This is a genomic window from Pantoea sp. OVA07A (assembly GCF_019969975.1).
Taxonomy (GTDB): Bacteria; Pseudomonadota; Gammaproteobacteria; order Enterobacterales; family Enterobacteriaceae; genus Pantoea; species Pantoea agglomerans.
Genome location: NZ_JAHXYM010000006.1, coordinates 110,592 through 131,087, shown reverse-complemented (window position 1 = coordinate 131,087; position 20,496 = coordinate 110,592). Strand labels below are relative to the sequence as shown.

General features: G+C 57.3%; 15 protein-coding genes. 13 read left to right on the top strand and 2 right to left on the bottom strand.

Features of this window, described 5'->3' with window-relative positions:
• Together LC417_RS18485 and ugpQ are read left to right on the top strand one after the other, a co-directional pair.
• The gene (locus LC417_RS18485) at positions 1 to 1,074 is read left to right on the top strand and encodes a sn-glycerol-3-phosphate import ATP-binding protein UgpC (protein WP_010253289.1); all 1,074 of its coding nucleotides are present in this window, start codon (positions 1 to 3) and stop codon (positions 1,072 to 1,074) included.
• Complete coding sequence (gene ugpQ / locus LC417_RS18480; RefSeq protein ID WP_010671531.1) at positions 1,071 to 1,814, top strand: glycerophosphodiester phosphodiesterase; 744 nt, start codon at positions 1,071 to 1,073, stop codon at positions 1,812 to 1,814. The genes LC417_RS18485 and ugpQ overlap by 4 nt, the downstream gene beginning before the upstream one ends.
• On the opposite strand, the gene LC417_RS18475 is transcribed toward ugpQ, so the two are convergent.
• Positions 1,811 to 2,098: a DUF2756 domain-containing protein gene (locus tag LC417_RS18475; RefSeq protein ID WP_022624015.1), complete on the bottom strand. Its 288-nt coding sequence runs from the start codon at positions 2,096 to 2,098 to the stop codon at positions 1,811 to 1,813. The two genes, ugpQ and LC417_RS18475, sit on opposite strands and share 4 nt — an antisense overlap.
• A gap of 212 nt (positions 2,099 to 2,310) precedes the next feature.
• On the opposite strand from LC417_RS18475, the gene ggt reads away from it, so the two are divergent.
• From ggt to gntU, 5 genes are all read left to right on the top strand, one after another.
• Positions 2,311 to 4,056, top strand: a complete 1,746-nt coding sequence (gene ggt, locus LC417_RS18470; RefSeq protein WP_374197802.1) for a gamma-glutamyltransferase — start codon at positions 2,311 to 2,313, stop codon at positions 4,054 to 4,056.
• Between the two features lie 807 nt (positions 4,057 to 4,863).
• The gene (locus LC417_RS18465) at positions 4,864 to 5,559 is read left to right on the top strand and encodes a pirin family protein (protein ID WP_010253276.1); all 696 of its coding nucleotides are present in this window, start codon (positions 4,864 to 4,866) and stop codon (positions 5,557 to 5,559) included.
• 102 nt (positions 5,560 to 5,661) lie between these two features.
• Positions 5,662 to 6,657 (top strand): gluconate operon transcriptional repressor GntR, encoded by a 996-nt coding sequence (gntR, locus tag LC417_RS18460; RefSeq protein ID WP_010253274.1) that lies wholly within the window; start codon positions 5,662 to 5,664, stop codon positions 6,655 to 6,657.
• A gap of 140 nt (positions 6,658 to 6,797) precedes the next feature.
• Positions 6,798 to 7,334 carry a gluconokinase gene (gene gntK, locus LC417_RS18455; RefSeq protein ID WP_010671537.1) on the top strand — a complete coding sequence of 179 codons (537 nt, stop codon included), beginning with the start codon at positions 6,798 to 6,800 and terminating at the stop codon, positions 7,332 to 7,334.
• A gap of 2 nt (positions 7,335 to 7,336) precedes the next feature.
• On the top strand, positions 7,337 to 8,677 hold the full coding sequence (gntU, locus tag LC417_RS18450; protein WP_010253270.1) for a gluconate transporter: 1,341 nt from the start codon (positions 7,337 to 7,339) through the stop codon (positions 8,675 to 8,677).
• A gap of 50 nt (positions 8,678 to 8,727) precedes the next feature.
• Here the strand turns inward: gntU and LC417_RS18445 are convergent, their stop codons facing one another.
• Positions 8,728 to 9,321 (bottom strand): YhgN family NAAT transporter, encoded by a 594-nt coding sequence (locus LC417_RS18445; RefSeq protein ID WP_003853054.1) that lies wholly within the window; start codon positions 9,319 to 9,321, stop codon positions 8,728 to 8,730.
• Positions 9,322 to 9,538: 217 nt separating this feature from the next.
• On the opposite strand from LC417_RS18445, the gene asd reads away from it, so the two are divergent.
• The 6 genes from asd (at position 9,539) to glgP (ending at position 20,438) form a co-directional block, all read left to right on the top strand.
• On the top strand, positions 9,539 to 10,648 hold the full coding sequence (asd, locus tag LC417_RS18440) for an aspartate-semialdehyde dehydrogenase (RefSeq protein WP_187512159.1): 1,110 nt from the start codon (positions 9,539 to 9,541) through the stop codon (positions 10,646 to 10,648).
• A gap of 360 nt (positions 10,649 to 11,008) precedes the next feature.
• On the top strand, positions 11,009 to 13,192 hold the full coding sequence (gene glgB / locus LC417_RS18435) for a 1,4-alpha-glucan branching enzyme (protein ID WP_033759036.1): 2,184 nt from the start codon (positions 11,009 to 11,011) through the stop codon (positions 13,190 to 13,192).
• Positions 13,189 to 15,171, top strand: a complete 1,983-nt coding sequence (glgX, locus tag LC417_RS18430) for a glycogen debranching protein GlgX (protein WP_157353901.1) — start codon at positions 13,189 to 13,191, stop codon at positions 15,169 to 15,171. The genes glgB and glgX overlap by 4 nt, the downstream gene beginning before the upstream one ends.
• Before the next feature lie 10 nt (positions 15,172 to 15,181).
• Positions 15,182 to 16,474 (top strand): glucose-1-phosphate adenylyltransferase, encoded by a 1,293-nt coding sequence (glgC, locus tag LC417_RS18425; RefSeq protein ID WP_010253246.1) that lies wholly within the window; start codon positions 15,182 to 15,184, stop codon positions 16,472 to 16,474.
• Between the two features lie 63 nt (positions 16,475 to 16,537).
• A complete protein-coding gene (gene glgA / locus LC417_RS18420) occupies positions 16,538 to 17,971 on the top strand; it encodes a glycogen synthase GlgA (RefSeq protein ID WP_010253243.1) in 1,434 nt (477 codons plus the stop codon).
• 19 nt (positions 17,972 to 17,990) lie between these two features.
• Positions 17,991 to 20,438 (top strand): glycogen phosphorylase, encoded by a 2,448-nt coding sequence (gene glgP, locus LC417_RS18415; protein WP_010253240.1) that lies wholly within the window; start codon positions 17,991 to 17,993, stop codon positions 20,436 to 20,438.
• Positions 20,439 to 20,496 lie beyond the last annotated feature (58 nt).

Here is a 20,496-nt window from a genome sequence, read left to right as displayed (position 1 = left end):
ATGGCAGGCGTAACCCTTCAGGCAGTAACCAAATCCTACGATGGCAAAAATCAGATCATCCAGCCGCTGAATGTCACCATCAATGACGGCGAATTTATGGTGATGGTCGGGCCATCCGGCTGCGGTAAATCGACCCTGCTGCGCATGGTGGCCGGACTGGAGCGCGTCAGCTCCGGCGATATCTATATCGACGACCGGCGCGTTACTCAGGAAGAGCCAAAAGATCGCGGGATTGCAATGGTGTTCCAGAACTACGCGCTCTATCCCCATATGTCAGTGGAAGAGAACATGGCCTATGGCCTGAAAATCCGTGGCATGGGCAAAGAGCAGGTTCGCCAGCGGGTGCTCGACGCGGCGCGCAGTCTGGAGCTGGATCACCTGCTGATGCGTCGGCCTCGCGAACTCTCCGGCGGACAGCGGCAGCGCGTGGCGATGGGCCGCGCGATCGTGCGTGAACCGGCGGTCTTTCTGTTTGATGAGCCACTCTCCAACCTTGATGCCCGTCTGCGGGTGCAGATGCGGCTGGAACTGCAGCAGCTGCATCGCCGCTTACAGACCACCAGCCTCTATGTCACCCACGATCAGGTGGAGGCGATGACGCTGGCGCAGCGGGTGATGGTGATGAACAAAGGGGTGGTCGAGCAGCTCGGCACGCCGGTCGAGGTGTATGAGCGTCCCGCCAGCCAGTTCGTTGCCTCGTTTATTGGCGCGCCCGCCATGAATTTACTGAAAGGACAGTTCAGCAGCGATGGATCACGCTTTGACCTCGACGCCTCGCACGCTCTGCCGCTCAGCGACAGTAAAGCGAAATGGGCTAACCGGCCGGTGGTGCTGGGTATCCGGCCAGAGCACATCCGGCTCAGTAGCCGCGAGCAGGGCGGCGTGCCGCTGCGGGTCGATACGCTGGAGATGCTGGGGGCTGATAATCTGGCACATGGCCGCATCGGTGACACGCCACTGGTGGTACGCTTAGCCCACAGTGAACGCCCGCAGCCAGGCAGTACGCTGTGGCTGCATCTGCCGTCAGATGCGTTACACTTCTTCGATTCAACCCATGGAAAGCGTCTGGAATGAGCACACAACACTGGCCCTATCCCCACATCGTCGCCCATCGCGGCGGCGGTAAACTGGCACCGGAAAATACGCTGGCGGCGATCGACACTGGCGCGAAATATGGTCATCAGATGATTGAATTTGATGCCAAATTATCGGCCGATGCGCAGATCTTCCTGCTGCATGACGACACGCTCGATCGCACCAGCAACGGCTGGGGCGTGGCGGGTCAGCTGCCTTGGGAGAAGCTGTCGCAGCTTGATGCGGGCAGCTGGTTTGGCAACGCATTTACCGGTGAAAAGCTGGCGCGGCTCGATCAGGTGGCGGCACGCTGCCGTCAGCATCAGATGATGGCGAACATCGAAATCAAACCGACCACCGGCAGCGACGCTGAAACCGGACGCGCCGTGGCGCAGGCTGCCGCGATACTGTGGCAGGATCAGGTCGCACCGTTGCTCTCTTCGTTCTCTTTTGAGGCGCTGGAAGCCGCGATGAAGGCAGAGCCGCAGTTGCCGCGTGGCCTGCTGTCGCACAGCTGGGACCCGCAGTGGCAGGAGAAAACAGCTGCGCTGGCGTGCGTCTCAATTCACCTTAATCATAAGGTGCTGACCGCTGAGCGGGTCACCGAACTGAAAGCCGCAGGCCTGAAGATTCTGGTTTATACCGTGAACAGCCCGGATCGGGCGCGGGAATTGCTGAAATGGGGCGTCGATGCCATCTGTACTGATGCCATCGACATCATCGGCCCCGATTTTCATTAGTTCTGGTTTAGATTCTGATTCTGCTGGCCCGGCTGCGTGGTAATCACCCGCTGCTGGGCGCTGTTCCGCTGCTCCTGCATTTTACGCTGCGTGTCCTGCGTCTGACGCTGCTGATCCTGGCGCAGCTTCAGCTGTTGCTGCTGCTGCTGGGTCTGCATCTGCGACTGCATCCGCTGCTGGCTGGGGTTATAGCCAGGTTTATTCGGATCGTTAGTGCTGTTAAGCGTGTTCGCCTGACTGGCGAAAGGCAGCAGAGCGGCCAGAATAATCATCCACTTTTTCATCACTCCTCCTTCCTTAAAGCGACAGGGTTTTGGGTGCACAACGGCGTACACCGATATCAGGGTCGTAGCCATAAGTTTACCCGATATCACAGACCTTACTTTCCGATCTATTCCTGATTTGACTTAACCCCGGTTATTTTGCTGTATTTGTAGGCACTTGCAGAAATGATAAAAAAATGTAAATAACAATATGGGATGGTGGCAGGATGAAAATGCAGCAAACAATGCGTCAGCTTAGCTGGTCGCTGGTGATGAGTTTCACCGTAGTGGCAGGCGCTAACGCCGCGCCAACGCAGGCTCCTCCGGTCTCCTACGGTGTGGACAGTGACACTTTTCACCCGGTAAAAGCGCAGCACGGCATGGTAGCGTCAGTGGATGCGATGGCGACGCAGGTTGGCGTCGAGATCCTGCGTCAGGGCGGTAATGCGGTGGATGCCGCGGTGGCGGTAGGCTTTGCGCTGGCCGTGACCCATCCGCAGGCGGGCAATCTCGGCGGCGGTGGTTTTATGCTGCTGCGCACTGCCTCTGGCCGCGCCACGGCTATCGATTTCCGTGAAATGGCACCGGGACACGCGTCGCGTGACATGTTCCTGGATAAGCAGGGCAACGCTGACAGCAAGCTGTCGCTGACATCACATCTCGCCTCAGGCACGCCGGGCACCGTAGCCGGACTGGCGCTGGCTGCGCAGAAATATGGCACTCTGCCGCTGAGCACGCTGCTGGCACCGGCGATCAAACTGGCGCGTGACGGTATTCCGGTCAACGATGCGCTGGCGGATGACCTGAAGACCTACGGCAAAGAAGTGCTGATCACCCATCCCAACAGCAAAGCGATTTTCTACAAACCGGACGGTACGCCGTGGCAGAAGGGCGATAGGCTGGTGCAGAAGAACCTCGCTCACAGCCTGCAACTGATTGCCCGTCAGGGGCCGGATGCTTTTTATAAAGGTGAAATCGCGGATGAGATTGCCGGAGAGATGGCGCAGCATGGCGGGCTGATCAACAAAGCTGACCTGGCGGCCTATCGTGCGGTCGAGCGTAAGCCAATTAGCGGGACATACCGTGGCTATGAAGTCTTCTCAATGCCGCCGCCGTCATCCGGTGGCATCCACATCGTGCAGATTCTGAATATCCTGGAGAACTTCGATCTGGCAAAGATGGGCTTTGGCAGTGCTGATGCCATGCAGGTGATGGCGGAAGCGGAGAAATATGCCTACGCGGACCGTTCGGAATATCTCGGCGATCCCGATTTCGTGAAGGTGCCGTGGCAGGCGCTGACCAGTAAAGCCTATGCCAAAACCCTGGCGCAGCAGATCGATGTGGCGAAGGCGCGGCCCTCCAGCGAGATCAAACCGGGCAAGCTCGAACCTTATGAAAGTAATCAGACTACCCATTTCTCGGTGGTGGATAAGCAGGGGAATGCGGTCGCGGTGACTTATACGCTTAACACCTATTTCGGCAGCGGAATTGTGGCGGGCAACAGCGGCATCCTGATGAATAACGAGATGGATGACTTCTCAGCCAAGCCAGGCACGCCCAATGTCTACGGACTGGTCGGCGGGGAAGCGAATGCGGTGCAACCGGCGAAACGTCCGTTGTCATCGATGTCGCCGACCATCGTCGCCAAAGGGGGCAAAACCTGGCTGGTGACCGGCAGTCCTGGCGGCAGCCGCATTATCACCACGGTGTTGCAGATGGTGGTTAACAGCATCGATTTCGGGATGAACGTGGCGGAAGCCACCAATGCGCCGCGCTTCCATCATCAGTGGCTGCCGGATCAGCTGCGAGTGGAGAAGGGCTTCAGCCCCGATACGCTGCGTCTGCTGGAAACCAAAGGTCAGCATGTGAAGGTACTTCCGTCGATGGGCAGTACGCAGAGCATCATGATTGGGCCGGATGGCATGCTCTATGGCGCTTCCGATCCGCGCAGCATCGATGATTTGAGTGCGGGTTATTGAGATTTTACTGTGTTGTTTGCGCAGGCACGGTTTAACAGTGAACCGTGTCAGACAGAGTCAGCAATCAGAAAGGGCCCCGGAAGGGTAATGCCAGTCAGTTAAGCGACAGGTGATAACGCAGTCTGGTGCCGGGCAGGGGCTGGCGGTCCTCGCGCCGCTGCGCGGTTCCTTCACGTCATTCCTCTGCCTGACGGACCGCCGGGGATGGCACATCCTGTGCCGCCCCGCCTTTCGCCCGCGTCCTGCGGGCTCTCCTGGCAGACTCATTCTGTTCAGCGCTGCGGATTGCCTGCCCCTGCCCGGCACCGGCCCGCCCTGCGGCTGGCCCGCCCGCAAAAAAAGCCGCCACGTTTGACCGTGACAGCCTTTACAAATCTAATCTTAACTGATCAGCATTACCCCGGAAGGGGCCTTTTTTGCATTCAGGGGATCAGAGTTAAAATACGCTGTGACGCGATTTAAAACCCGCCACAGCATTAAAACCCTTTAAACATCAAGGTATTCACCGCGTTAATCAGGGTAAAAAATGTGAAAATGACTTTACAGACGCGAATGATAATGATTATTATTGTCATGCATTCTCGGGAGGTCGCCCGACAGCCTGAGAAAGCACGACATTGCTCACATTGCTTCCAGTATTATTTAGCCAGCTTATCCGCTGGCTTTTTTTTTGCCTGCCCTTCTTCAGTGCTTTTCAGCCACTGCTCAATGCTCATTCAACTATTTTGAACAGAGGCGTGAAGTTTTTCAGCTATCAATCAGACCCCCTCAGGGACAGACTATAAAAAACATTGAGGAGATTTGAACATGATCTATGTACGCAAAGCTGAAGAACGCGGTCACGCAAACCATGGCTGGCTGGATAGCTGGCACACTTTCTCTTTCGCCAGCTATCACGATGCGAACTTTATGGGTTTCTCCGCGCTGCGGGTCATCAATGAAGATGTGATTGATGGCGGTCAGGGATTTGGTACCCATCCCCACAAAGATATGGAAATCCTGACCTACGTGCTCTCTGGTACGGTTGAGCATCAGGACAGCATGGGCAACAAAGAGCAGATCCCGGCAGGGGAGTTCCAGATTATGAGCGCCGGCACCGGCGTACGTCACTCTGAGTACAACGCCAGCGAAAGCGAGCCGCTGCACCTTTATCAGATCTGGATCATTCCTGAGCGTACCGGTATCGAGCCGCGCTACGATCAGCGCCGCTTCCCGGATGTGCAGGGGCGTCAGCTGGTGTTAAGCCCGGATGCCCGTGAAGGATCGCTGAAAGTCTTTCAGGACATGACCTTATCGCGCTGGGTAATGACTGCCGGCGAACAGGACAACGTCGCGATTGATGCGGGACGTCGTATCTGGATTCAGGTGGTGAAAGGTGATGTTACCGTTAACGGCAACGCGATCACCACCAGCGATGCTCTGGCGATCTGGGACGAAAGCGCGCTGACCATTGAAGCCAGCTCGGCTGCAGAAGTCCTGCTGTTTGATCTGCCACCGGTCTAAGCAGATAACGGGCGCGCATCGTCGCGCCCGGTTGGCAATTTTGTGACAGAAAAGTGATAGACTCATCGTACTTTAGCTTTAAGGGCGATCCCAGGCGCTACGATGAAGAAGAAAAGACCGGTATTACAGGACGTTGCCGATCGCGTCGGCATTACTAAAATGACCGTCAGCCGTTACCTGCGTAATCCAGAGCAGGTCTCCGTTGCCCTGCGGGATAAGATCGCGGTGGCACTGGATGAGCTGGGTTATATCCCCAATCGCGCCCCCGATATGCTTTCTAACGCCACCAGCCGCGCCATTGGCGTACTGCTGCCGTCACTCACAAACCAGGTTTTTGCTGACGTATTGCGCGGCATCGAAGCCGTCACTGACGAAGCCAACTATCAGACGCTGGTCGCCCACTTTGGTTACAACCCGCAAAAAGAGGAGCTGCAACTGCGCTCGCTGCTGGGCTGGAACATTGATGGGGTTATCCTCACCGAACGCACCCATACACCAGGCACGCTGCGCATGCTGGAAGTGGCCGGTATCCCGGTGATTGAGGTGATGGACAGCGTCACGCCCTGCCTGGATATGGCGGTAGGCTTCGATAACGTTGAAGCGGCCCGGCAGATGACGCAGGCGATCCTCAGCAAAGGTCATCGCCATACCGTCTACCTTGGCGCACGCCTGGATGAACGTACGCTGCAGAAGCAGCGCGGTTACGAAATCGCGATGCGCGAAGCGGGGCTGACGCCACGCAGTGTGATGATGGAAGATGCCTCTTCATTCAGCGCCGGTTGTGATCTGCTGCGTGAGGCGCAGCGCCTTTACCCTGAAACAGATAGCCTGTTCTGTACCAATGACGACCTGGCGGTCGGCGCGATGTTTGAGTGCCAGCGCCAGGGATTGCAGGTGCCCTCTCAGATGGCGATAGCCGGTTTCCACGGCCATGACATCAGTCAGGTTGTCACGCCACAACTGGCAACAGTGCTGACGCCACGCGACCGCATGGGGCGTGAAGCTGCGGCGCTGCTGCTGGCGCGCATTGCCGGAGAAACCAGCACCTGCCAGCCGCTGGATGTCGGTTTTGAGATCAGTGAAGGTGGCAGCATCTGATTGTGGCGTTTTTATGAGTCAGCTCACACTTTCATGCATTTCCTGGTAAAAAGGTTGCCAGGCTGTAAAGCGGCCAGGAGAATGAGAAACGACATTGTTATCGGTAACATTGGCAAATTCTCACCTGCCGGAGCAGAAAAATGACAACGCAATCCCCGTCGCATCACGTTTTTATCCTGATGGGCGTTTCAGGCAGCGGAAAGTCTGCCGTCGCCAATCAGGTCTCTCACCAGCTGAATACAGCCTTTCTTGACGGTGATTTTCTCCACCCCCGCGCCAACATCCTGAAGATGGCCGATGGTCATCCGCTGGATGACAACGATCGCCAGCCGTGGTTACAGGCACTGAACGACGCCGCGTTTGCCATGCAGCGCACCCAGGCGATTTCCATCATTGTCTGTTCAGCACTGAAGAAAAGTTATCGCGACATCCTGCGTCAGGGAAATGACAACCTGCGTTTCGTCTACCTGAAGGGCGACTTCGACACCATCGAAGCCCGCCTGAAAGCGCGTAAAGGCCACTTCTTCAAGCCGCAGATGCTGGTGACGCAGTTTGCGACGCTGGAAGAGCCAGGGCGGGACGAGTCGGATGTACTGGTGGTGGATATCGCGCATTCACTGGACGATGTGGTGGCGGCTACGGTTGCGACTATCCAGGACGCTATCAGCCAGGGTTAGAGATGAATACCGCAACACTCGTTTTGACCGCAGCGGGCTCCGTCCTGCTGCTGCTTTTCCTGGTGATGAAGGCCCGTATGCACGCCTTCGTCGCATTGATGTTAGTGTCCATCGGTGCCGGGCTGTTCTCCGGCATGCCACTGAATCAAATCGCTGAAACCATGCAGAAGGGGATGGGCGGCACGCTCGGCTTCCTCGCGATTGTGGTCGCGCTGGGCGCGATGTTCGGCAAAATCCTGCATGAAACCGGCGCAGTTGATCAGATCGCCATCCGGATGCTGAAAACCTTTGGTCAGAGCCGTGCCCATTACGCGATGGGCATTGCCGGTCTGATCTGCGCGCTGCCGCTCTTCTTTGAGGTGGCAGTCGTGCTGTTGATCAGTATCGCTTTTGCGGTGGCACGGCGTACCGGCGGCAATCTGGTGAAGCTGGTGATCCCGCTGTTTGCTGGTGTGGCCGCAGCGGCGGCGTTTCTGCTGCCCGGACCGGCCCCGATGCTGCTGGCTTCGCAGATGCACGCAGATTTTGGCTGGATGATCCTGCTGGGTCTCTGTGCGGCGATCCCGGGCATGCTGATTGCCGGGCCACTGTTTGGCAACTTCATTGGCAACCACGTCTCGTTCAGCGCGCCGCCGGAAGATCATCAACCGGATGTCGATGAGAGCAAGCTGCCGTCGTTTGGCTTCAGCCTCTCACTGATTCTGTTTCCGCTGGTGCTGGTTGGCCTGAAAACCATCGGCGCACGCTTCACGACCGAAGGCACCACCCTGTATGAGTGGCTGGAATTTATCGGCCATCCTTTCACCGCAATCCTGCTGGCGCTGCTGGTGGCGATTTATGGCCTGGCTTACCGTCAGGGTATGGATAAAGAGCGGGTAATGCAGGTGTGCGGCAGCGCGCTGCAACCGGCCGGTATTATCCTGCTGGTGATTGGCGCGGGCGGCGTGTTTAAGCAGGTGCTGGTGGACTCCGGCGTGGGTCCGGTGCTGGGCAATGCGCTGACCGGCGCAGGACTGCCAATTGCGCTGGCCTGCTTTATCCTGTCAGGTGCGGTGCGGGTGATTCAGGGATCGGCAACGGTCGCCTGTCTGACCACGGTAGGCTTAATCATGCCGGTGATTGAACCGTTGCACTACAGCGGTGCTCAGCTGGCGGCGCTGTCGATCTGCATCGGCGGTGGCTCAATCATTATCAGCCATGTGAACGATGCCGGTTTCTGGCTGTTTGGTCGCTTCACCGGGGCCAGCGAAGCGGAAACGCTGAAAACCTGGACGCTGATGGAAACCATTCTCGGCACCGTTGGTGCGGTGGTGGGGATGATCGCCTTCACACTACTCTCTTAATTACGTCGGTTCTGCGCTTCCCTGTCTTCATGGGAAGCGCAGACACTCTCCTACAGCTTCAGATAAGCCCGAATGCCGTCCAGGAACATCTGAGTTGCCAGCATAATCAGAATCAATCCCATCAGCCGCTCCAGCGCATTGACCCCTTTATCACCCAGCAGACGCAGGAACAGACCTGACATCAGAAGAATACCCACCGTCACGCCCCAGGCGATCAGCAGCGCGCCGACCAGGTGCGACATCTGATGCGGATATTGATGCGACAGCAGCATCAGCGTCGCCAGCAGCGATGGCCCGGCCACCAGTGGGATCGCCAGCGGCACCAGGAAGGGCTCTTCACCCGCCGGTAAACCAGAACTGCTGCTTTCCGCCGACGGGAAAATCATCTTAATGGCGATAAGAAACAGGATGATCCCGCCGGAAATCGACACCGTTTCAGTACGCAGATTCAAAAATGCCAGGATGCGTTCACCGGTAAACAGGAACAGCAGCATGATGATCAGGGCAATCAACATTTCACGGATCAGCACCACTCGCCGCCGTTTCGGCTCCAGATGCTTTAAAACCGACATAAAAATCGGCAGATTGCCCAGCGGATCCATAATTAACAACAATAATATTGTCGCTGAAATCATTTCAGTCATCGGTTTTACGCCATGTTGTTCACGAAAAAGCGGAGTTATTAGTTACGCTGCTGAAAAAGTTAGCGTAATCGAATTAATTCACTTGCTACCCGGCCTGCATTTTGTAGAGTGAAGGGACACAGGTAAATCTTATTATTACGCAGAGCGGCGTGAAAATAGCACGCCGCTCTCTCCTCTGAAATGAAAAGCAGGTGTAACTGCCTTAGACGGACACGACATGAAGAATGTAGGTTTTGTTGGTTGGCGCGGTATGGTCGGCTCTGTGCTGATGTCCCGCATGAGTGAAGAGCGTGATTTTGATGCAATCAATCCGGTCTTCTTCTCGACGTCGCAGCATGGTCAGGCGGCACCCGCATTTGCGGGCAAACAGCAGGGCACACTGCAGGATGCGTTTGATATTGAGGCGCTGCGGGCGCTGGATATCATTATTACCTGCCAGGGCGGCGACTACACCAGTGACGTCTATCCAAAGCTGCGCGCCAGCGGCTGGCAGGGATACTGGATTGATGCGGCCTCCACGCTGCGCATGAAAGATGATGCCATCATCATCCTCGATCCGGTCAACCATGCGGTGATTCGCCAGGGCATCGACAGTGGGATCAAAACCTTTGTCGGCGGTAACTGTACCGTCAGCCTGATGCTGATGTCGCTGGGCGGCCTGTTTGCTCAGGACCTGGTGGAGTGGGCTTCGGTTGCCACCTATCAGGCGGCCTCTGGCGGCGGTGCGCGCCACATGCGTGAACTGCTGACCCAGATGGGCATGCTGCACGATCACGTTGCGCCTGCGCTGCAGAACCCAGCCTCCGCCATCCTCGACATCGAGCGTAGCGTGACCGACTTCACCCGTTCCGGCACCCTGCCGACCGATAACTTCGGTGTGCCGCTGGCGGGCAGTCTGATCCCGTGGATCGACAAACAGCTGGAAAACGGTCAGAGCCGCGAAGAGTGGAAAGGCCAGGCGGAGACCAACAAGATCCTCGCCACCCGTAACGTCATTCCGGTGGATGGATTGTGCGTGCGCGTCGGGGCACTGCGCTGCCACAGCCAGGCCTTTACGCTGAAGCTGAAACGCGACCTGCCGCTGGCTGAAATTGAGCAGATGCTAGCCTCTCACAATGAGTGGGTCAAAGTGGTGCCGAATGACCGCGAACTGACGATGCGTGAACTGACGCCTGCCGCTGTCACCGGTACGCTGACCACGCCGGTTGGCCGGTTGCGTAAACTGAATATGGGGCCGGAATATCTCTCTGCCTTCACAGTGGGCGACCAGCTGTTATGGGGCGCAGCCGAACCGCTACGTCGCATGCTGCGGTTGTTAACCAGCTAAACAGAAAACATCGCCAAAGGCCGGATTTATCCGGCCTTTTTTGTTTTTGTCGTACACGAAACAATCTGCCGTTTCGCTTACTCAGTGATCAACTTCCCTTTTTTGCCGGTCGGTAAAGATTATTTTGCTTTAGTCCATGGCAAGTGCCGTGACCAAGCTATGATTTAACCATGATGTGCCACAGGTAACTCTTGTGCTTTCCGGATTAAATGGTTGTGGTACACGGCAAAAACACTTTTCCCACGGAATGGCCTGACTTCTTTGTCGTTGTACGTATGGCTCAATGAAGAGCAGCGCAGGTGAACCGCGACAGGCTGTGTCGCGTTCATTTCGGCTGCCAATTATCACAGGAAGAAAGTCATGTCAGAGCTTCCCGATCGCGATGCGATCAATGCCCTGTTTGCGGGTAATTATGCCGACCCTTTTTCGTTACTAGGGATGCACCGAACTCAGCAAGGCCTTGAAGTCAGGGCATTGCTCCCCGAAGCGCTTGAAGTGTGGGTCATTGAAACCTCCACCGGGCGCAAACTGGCTCAGCTGGTGTGTGAAGATGCACGTGGCTTCTTCAGTGGCGTTATTCCACGCCGCAAAAACCCGTTCCGCTATCAGCTGGCGGTGAACTGGCACGGCCAGCAAAACCTGATAGACGATGCCTATCGCTTTGGCCCGCTGCTGCAGGAGATGGATCTGTGGCTGCTGGCGGAAGGGACACACCTGCGCCCTTATGAGACGCTGGGCGCGCACGGCGACGTCATCGATGGCGTCTTCGGCACCCGCTTCTGCGTCTGGGCACCCAACGCCCGTCGCGTGTCAGTGGTTGGCGATTTCAACTTCTGGGATGGCCGCCGTCATCCGATGCGTCTGCGTCAGGAGCTGGGCATCTGGGAGCTGTTTGTACCGGGCGCGGTCAACGGCCAGCTCTACAAGTATGAAATCATCGACGCCAATGGCGAACTGCGCATCAAAGCGGACCCGTACGCCTTTGAGGCGCAGATGCGTCCGCAAACTGCGTCGATGATCTGTGGTCTGCCAGAGCCGGTTGAGATGAAAGCGGAGCGCAAGGCGGCCAACGCCTTCGACGCGCCGATCTCCATCTATGAAGTGCATCTGGGCTCCTGGCGTCGTCACACCGACAACAACTTCTGGCTGAGCTACAAAGAGCTGGCTGAACAGCTGGTGCCCTACGTCAAAGAGATGGGCTTTACCCATATCGAACTGCTGCCGATCAACGAACATCCGTTTGATGGCAGCTGGGGCTATCAGCCGCTGGGCATGTATGCGCCGACCCGACGTTTTGGTACCCGTGACGAGTTCCGCGCCTTCATTGACGCCGCCCATGAAGCGGGCCTCAACGTGCTGCTCGACTGGGTGCCGGGCCACTTCCCCAGCGACGATTTCGGTCTGGCAAGGTACGACGGCACCGAGCTCTATGAGCACAGCGACCCGCGTGAAGGCTTTCACCAGGACTGGAATACCCTGATCTACAACTTTGGTCGCCGTGAAGTGAGCAACTACCTGTCGGGCAACGCGCTCTACTGGACGGAGCGCTTTGGCATTGATGGCCTGCGTGTGGATGCGGTGGCGTCGATGATCTACCGCGACTACAGCCGCAGCGAAGGGGAATGGGTGCCGAATCAGTATGGCGGCCGTGAGAACCTGGAAGCGATTGAGTTTCTGCGTCACACCAACCGTACGCTCGGCACCGTGGCATCCGGTTCGGTGACCATGGCCGAAGAGTCGACAGACTATCCTGGCGTGACGCGTCCCACCGAAGACGGCGGGCTGGGTTTCTGGTTCAAATGGAATCTGGGCTGGATGCACGACACACTCGACTACATGAAGGTCGATCCCATCTACCGTAAGCACCATCACGATCTGATGAGCTTCGGCATGATGTACAACTACACCGAAAACTTTGTGCTGCCGCTGTCGCATGACGAAGTGGTGCACGGTAAGCGCTCGATTCTCGATCGTATGCCGGGCGATGCATGGCAGAAGTTCGCCAACCTGCGTGCTTACTACGGCTGGATGTGGGGCTTCCCCGGCAAGAAACTGCTGTTTATGGGCAATGAATTTGCCCAGGGTCGCGAGTGGAACCACGACGTCAGCCTTGACTGGCATCTGCTGGAAGGGGACGACAACTGGCACCACGGCGTTCACCGTCTGGTGCGCGATCTCAACCACACCTATCAGTACTACACGCCGCTGCATCAGCTCGACTTCGATCCGACAGGCTTTGAGTGGCTGGTGGTAAACGATGCGGAACACTCCGTCTTCGCCTTTGTCCGTCGTGACCGTGAAGGCAACGAAGTGATCGTGGTCAGTAACTTTACGCCGGTGCCGCGTCCGGGCTATCGCTTTGGCGTTAACCAGCCTGGCTACTGGCGTGAAGTGCTGAATACCGATCAGCATGAGTATCACGGCAGCGACGTGCGCAACCATCGGGTGCATACCGATGAGCAGGAGAGCCACGGGCGACCGCAGTCGCTGAGTCTCAATCTGCCGCCGCTGGCAACGGTATGGCTGGTGCGGGAGGCTGAATGACCATCACTGCCGGAGATCCCGAACCGCTGGGTGCCAGTTACGACGGCAAAGGCGTTAACTTCACCCTGTTCTCACAGCATGCCGGGCGCGTAGAGCTCTGCCTGTTTGATGAGCAGGGTGCAGAACAGCGTCTTGACCTGCCTGGCCGCAGCGGGGATATCTGGCATGGTTATGTTCCGGCGTTGAAGCCAGGACAGCGCTACGGCTACCGGGTGCATGGTCCCTGGGCCCCGCAGCAGGGACACCGTTTTAATCCGGCGAAGCTGCTGGTTGACCCCTGCGCCCGCGCGGTTGAGGGCGATGTACCGGATGACCCGCTGTTTCATGGCGGCGAGGCGCAGCCCGATCCGCATGACAACGCGGCGATTGCGCCGAAGTCACGGGTCGTCGCGGAGGATTTTGACTGGCAGGACGACGTCGCACCGGGTATTCCCTGGGGTAACACGGTGATTTACGAAGCCCACGTGCGCGGCCTGACGCAGCAGCATCCGGAAATTCCGGAAACGCTGCGCGGGACTTACGCGGCGCTCGGTCATCCTGTTATGGTGAATTACCTGCGCAGTCTGGGGATTACCACCCTTGAGCTGCTGCCGGTGGCGCACTTCGCCAGCGAGCCGCGACTGCTGCAGCTCGGCCTCAGCAACTACTGGGGCTATAACCCCTTTGCGCTCTGGGCGGTGGATCCCCGTTACGCCTCCGGTCAGCCGGACGTGACGCCGTTGCAGGAGTTTCAGCAGGCGGTCAAAAACCTGCACGCCGCGGGTATCGAAGTGCTGCTGGATGTGGTGTTCAACCACACCGCTGAACTGGATGAGATTGGCCCGACAATCTCCATGCGCGGCATCGACAACGCCAGCTACTACTGGCTCGATGAGCAGGGCGATTATCAGAACTGGACCGGCTGCGGCAACACGCTGAATATCCATCATCCGCAGGTGATGACGTGGGCTTTAGAGGCGCTGCGCTACTGGGTGCGTGTCTGCCACGTCGACGGCTTCCGCTTTGACCTCGCGCCGGTGCTGGGCCGCACACCGGATTACCAGCGTGATGCGCCATTTTTTGCGGCAATACGCGCCTGTCCGCTGCTCTCTCAGGTCAAGCTGATTGCTGAACCCTGGGATATCGGCCCTGACGGCTATCAGGTTGGCCGTTTTCCGCCGCCGTTTGCCGAATGGAACGATCAGTTTCGCGACACCGCGCGTCGTTACTGGCTGCACGGCGACATAAGCAACGGCGAGTTCGTCCGTCGCTTTGCCGCCTCCAGCGATCTCTACCAGCATGATGACCGGTCGCCACACGCCACGGTTAACCTGATCACCGCCCATGACGGCTTTACGCTATGGGATGTGGTGAGCTTCGAACGTAAACACAACGAAGCGAACGGGGAAGATAACCGTGATGGTCACGGCGATAACTACAGCCACAACCACGGCAAAGAGGGGCTGAACGTCAGCTTCGACGTGATTGAACGTCGCCGTCGCAGCGTGCGGGCACTGCTGACGACGCTGCTGTTGTCACAGGGCACGCCGATGCTGCTGGCAGGCGATGAGCGCGGCCACACCCAGCGCGGCAATAACAACGCTTACTGTCAGGACAACGCCCTGAGCTGGCTTGACTGGCAGGCGGATGAGAAGGGATTAGTCGGATTCACCGCTGCACTGATCGAGCTGCGCCAGCGCATTCCGGCGCTGACCGCAGATCGCTGGTGGCAGGACGGTGACGGCAATGTGCAGTGGCTCAATGCCGGTGGCCAGCCACTGCAACACGATGAATGGGCACAGGGGATGCACAGATTGCAGATCCTGCTGTCCGGCCGCTGGTTAATAACAATAAACGCCACGGATACGGTGAATGACATCGTGTTACCAGACGGAGAATGGCGCGCCCTTCCTCCTTTCGCCGGGGACGACAACCCCATCCTGCTAACTGTCTGGCATGGTCCCGCACACGGTGTGTGCGTGTTCCAAAAGCAATCATAAGGAGTCAGACATGGTTAAGTTAGATAGAACAGATCACCTGATGCTGGCCCGCCAGCTCCCTACACAGACGGTTGCTCTGATCCTCGCTGGCGGACGCGGCACGCGCCTGGTCGACTTAACGGCCAAACGTGCCAAACCGGCGGTGCATTTCGGCGGCAAGTTCCGCATTATCGACTTTGCCCTCTCCAACTGCGTCAACTCCGGTATCCGACGGATTGGCGTGATTACTCAGTATCAGTCTCATACCCTGACTCAGCACATCCAGCGTGGCTGGTCGATCTTCAATGAAGAGATGAATGAGTTTGTCGATTTGCTGCCAGCGCAGCAGCGATTTTCGACCGAACAGTGGTATCGCGGGACGGCCGATGCCGTGACGCAAAACCTTGATGTGATTCGCCGCTATCAGGCGCAGTACATCGTGATCCTTGCCGGGGACCACATTTATAAGATGGATTATTCACGCATGCTGCTGGATCACGTGGTCAACGAGGCGAAATGTACCATCGCCTGTTTACCGGTGCCGGTGCATGAAGCCACGGCGTTTGGCGTGATGGCGGTGGACGAAGAGAACATGGTGATCGACTTCGTGGAGAAACCCGCGAAACCGCCCACCATGCCGGGTGATGACACTCAGGCGCTCGCCAGCATGGGGATCTACGTTTTCAACGCAGACTATCTCTATGAACTGCTGGAAGAGGATCTGCAGACGCCAGGCTCTAACCACGACTTCGGCAAAGATATCCTGCCGAAAATCGTGGCAAGCGGCGAAGGCTATGCGCACTCCTTTGCGCTCTCCTGCGTACAGAACGATGACAATGCGCCGCCTTACTGGCGCGACGTCGGGACGCTGGAAGCCTACTGGCGCGCCAATCTCGACCTGGCATCGGTGATGCCTGAACTCGATATGTATGACGTCACCTGGCCGATTCGTACCCACATGGAGCCGCTGCCGCCTGCCAAATTTGTTCAGGATCGTTCCGGCAGTCACGGGATGACCATGAACTCGCTGGTCTCGGGGGGCTGCATCATCTCCGGTTCAGTGGTGGTCAATTCGGTGCTGTTCCCGCGGGTACGCGTTAACTCTTTTTGCAATATAGATTCAACTGTACTGCTGCCTGATGTGGTAGTGGGCCGATCGTGTCGTCTGCGTCGCTGCGTCATTGATCGTGCCTGCGAGTTACCGGAAGGCATGGTCATTGGCGAAAACCCGGATGAAGACAGTCGCCGGTTTCACCGTTCGGATGAAGGCATCGTACTGGTAACCCGCGCCATGCTGGCCAGGCTGGCCAAAGCGGGGCTGTAAGCGATAAGCGAAACTTACGCAATCGGCACGCGGAGCGTGTCGGATAACTTAATGAGGTCGAGGATGCAGGTTTTACATGTCTGTTCGGAACTTTTCCCGCTGCTAAAAACGGGCGGACTGGCTGATGTAGTCGGGGCATTACCTCAGGCACAAATTGCGGGCGGCACGGATACGCGGGTACTACTGCCCGCTTTTCCCGCATTGCGCAAAGGCATACCTGATCTCCAGGTCGTGACAGAGCGAGAAACATTTGCCGGTCATGTACGTCTGCTATTTGGTGAATTTAACGGTGTGGGCATCTACTTGATTGATGCTCCCGGCCTCTACGATCGTCCGGGTAGTCCCTACCATGACGAATCGCAGTTTGCGTATGTCGACAACTATCTGCGCTTTGCGCTGCTGGGCTGGGTTGGCTGTGAACTGGCGTGCGGCATGGACGCGATGTGGCGTCCCGATATTGTGCATGCCCATGACTGGCACGCAGGCCTGACCTGCGCCTATCTGGAAGCGCGTGGTCGTCCGGCTAAATCGGTCTTCACCGTGCACAACCTGGCGTATCAGGGGCTGTTCATGGCGCACCACATGGAAGAGATTGGCCTGCCATGGTCGTTCTTTAACATGCACGGGCTGGAGTTTTTCGGTCAGATCTCCTTCCTGAAAGCGGGACTTTTTTACGCCGACCATATCACGGCGGTCAGCCCGACTTACGCCCATGAAATTACCTCTGCCGAATATGCTTACGGCATGGAAACCCTGCTGGCACAGCGGATGCGTGAAGGCCGTCTCAGCGGCATTCTCAACGGCGTTGATCCCTCTATCTGGGATCCGGCGCACGATCTGCTGCTCAGCGCGCGTTATAACCGCGACACGCTGGAAGCGAAAGCGGAGAACAAACGCCAGCTGCAAGTGGCGATGGGTCTGAAGGTGGATGATAAAGCGCCGGTGTTCTGCGTGATCAGCCGTCTGACCAAACAGAAAGGGCTGGACCTGGTGCTGGAGGCGCTGCCCGGCTTGCTGGCGCAGGGCGGTCAACTGGTGCTGCTGGGCCAGGGCGATGCTGAACTGCAGCAGGGCTTCCTGGCGGCGGCGGCAGAGCATCCGGGCAGCGTCGGCGTGCAGATCGGCTATCACGAAGCGTTCTCACACCGCATTGTCGGCGGCGCGGACGTGATTGTGGTGCCGAGTCGCTTTGAGCCCTGCGGTCTGACACAACTTTATGGCCTCAAGTATGGTACGTTGCCGTTAGTACGCCGCACCGGCGGGCTGGCCGATACCGTGAATGACAGCTCACTGGAGAATCTGGCCGACGGCATCGCCAGTGGATTCAGTTTTGAAGATGCCAACGCCTGGTCACTGCTTCGGGCTATCCGGCGCGCGTTTGTGTTGTGGTCCCGTCCTTCGCTCTGGCGCTATGTTCAGCGCCAGGCAATGGCGATGGACTTTAGCTGGCAGGTGGCAGCACAAGCCTACCGTGATCTCTACCAACGTTTGATGTAACGGATTGGGAAAACTGGATATGAATGCACCTTTCACTTACGCCTCACCAACGTTGACGGTTGATGCCTTAAAGCATTCGATTGCCTATAAATTGATGTTTACCATCGGCAAAGATCCCTCTATCGCCAATAAGCATGAGTGGCTTAACGCCTCGCTGCTGGCGGTGCGCGACCGGATGGTGGAGCGCTGGCTGCGTTCCAGCCGTGCTCAGCTTTCTCAGGATGTCCGGCAGGTCTATTACCTGTCGATGGAGTTCCTGATGGGCCGCACGCTGGGCAATGCGCTGCTGGCGATGGGGATTTATGACGATCTCAACCAGGCGCTGGATGAGATGGGACTGGATCTGGCCGAGCTGATGGAAGAAGAAAACGATCCGGGGCTGGGCAACGGTGGTCTGGGTCGCCTGGCGGCCTGTTTCCTCGACTCGCTGGCGACGCTGGGCATGCCGGGCCGTGGCTATGGCATCCGGTATGATTACGGCATGTTCAAACAGAACATTGTGGAAGGTGAGCAGAAAGAGTCGCCGGATTACTGGCTTGAATATGGTAATCCGTGGGAATTCCAGCGTTTCAATACCCGTTACAAAGTGCGCTTTGGTGGCCGCGTCCAGCACGAAGGCGCGAAAGTGCGCTGGCTGGAGACCGAAGAGATCCTGGCGATGGCCTATGACCAGATCATTCCGGGCTTTGACACCGACGCTACCAACACCTTACGGCTGTGGGGCGCGCAGGCCAGCAACGAAATCAACCTCGGCAAGTTCAACCAGGGCGACTACTTTGCGGCGGTGGAAGATAAAAACCACTCCGAGAACGTGTCGCGCGTGCTCTATCCGGATGATTCGACCTACTCAGGCCGCGAGCTGCGCCTGCGTCAGGAATATTTCCTGGTCTCCGCGACGGTGCAGGACATTCTGAATCGTCACTGGCGGATGCATCAGACTTGGGACAACCTGGCGGATAAAATCGCTATTCACCTGAATGATACCCATCCGGTGCTGGCGATCCCCGAACTGATGCGCCTGCTGATCGACGATCATAAATTCAGCTGGGACAACGCTTTTGACGTCTGCTGTCAGGTCTTCTCCTACACCAACCATACGCTGATGACCGAAGCGCTGGAAACCTGGCCGGTCGATATGATCGGCAAGATCCTGCCGCGTCATCTCAGCATTATTTTTGAAATTAACGACTTCTTCCTTAAGACCATTCAGGATCACTATCCCGATGACCTGGATCTGCTGTCGCGCATTTCGATCATCGATGAAAACGATGGCCGCCGGATACGCATGGGCTGGCTGGCGGTGGTGGTCAGCCACAAAGTAAACGGCGTTTCGGAGCTGCACTCCAACCTGATGGTACAGTCGCTGTTTGCCGATTTCTCCCGCCTGTTCCCTGGTCGCTTCTGTAACAAAACCAATGGCGTCACTCCGCGTCGCTGGCTGGCGCTGGCGAACCCGGCGCTGTCAGAGGTGCTGGATGAGGAGATTGGCCGCAACTGGCGCACCGATCTCAGCCAGCTGGGCGAGCTGAAGGCGCAGATCGACTATCCGGCGTTTATTGAAAAAGTGGCGGTCGCCAAGTATCAGAACAAGCGTCGGCTGGCCGACTGGGTGGCGAAGAATCTGGACGTGGTGCTCGACCCGAACGCGCTGTTTGATGTGCAGATCAAGCGTATTCACGAGTACAAACGCCAGTTGCTCAACGTGCTGCATGTGATCACCCGATACAACCGTATCAAGGCCGATCCGCAGGCGGATTGGGTGCCACGCGTCAATATCTTTGCCGGTAAAGCGGCGTCGGCCTATTACGTTGCCAAGCACATCATTCATCTGATCAACGATGTCGCCAATGTGATCAACAACGATCCGCAGGTGAAGAACAAACTGAAGGTGGTCTTCATCCCGAACTACAGCGTGAGCCTGGCACAGATCATTATTCCGGCGGCCGATCTCTCTGAGCAGATCTCTACCGCAGGGACAGAGGCGTCCGGCACCAGTAATATGAAGTTTGCGCTGAATGGCGCGCTGACCATCGGTACGCTGGATGGGGCCAACGTTGAAATGCTGGATCACGTCGGTGAAGAGAACATCTTCATTTTCGGTAATACCACGCCGCAGGTCGAAGCCCTGCGTAAAGGGGGCTATAACCCGCGTGACTATTATGAAAAGGATGAAGAGCTGCATCAGGTGCTGACTCAGATTGCTTCCGGTCTGTTCAGTCCGCAGGATCCGGGCCGCTACCGCAATCTGTTCGATTCACTGGTCAACTTCGGCGATCACTACCAGTTGCTGGCGGATTATCGCAGCTATGTGGATACCCAGGATAAAGTGGATGCGCTCTACCGTAAACCGGATGAGTGGCAACGCCGCGCGGCTAAAAACATCGCCGGAATGGGCTACTTCTCGTCGGACCGTACGATTCAGGAGTACGCTGATGAGATCTGGAATATCTCGCCAGTAAGGTTGTAAGGCGCGTGCAGTAAGGTTTCTGACTTTCTTTGCGGCCGAGGGATCGGCCGCACTCTCC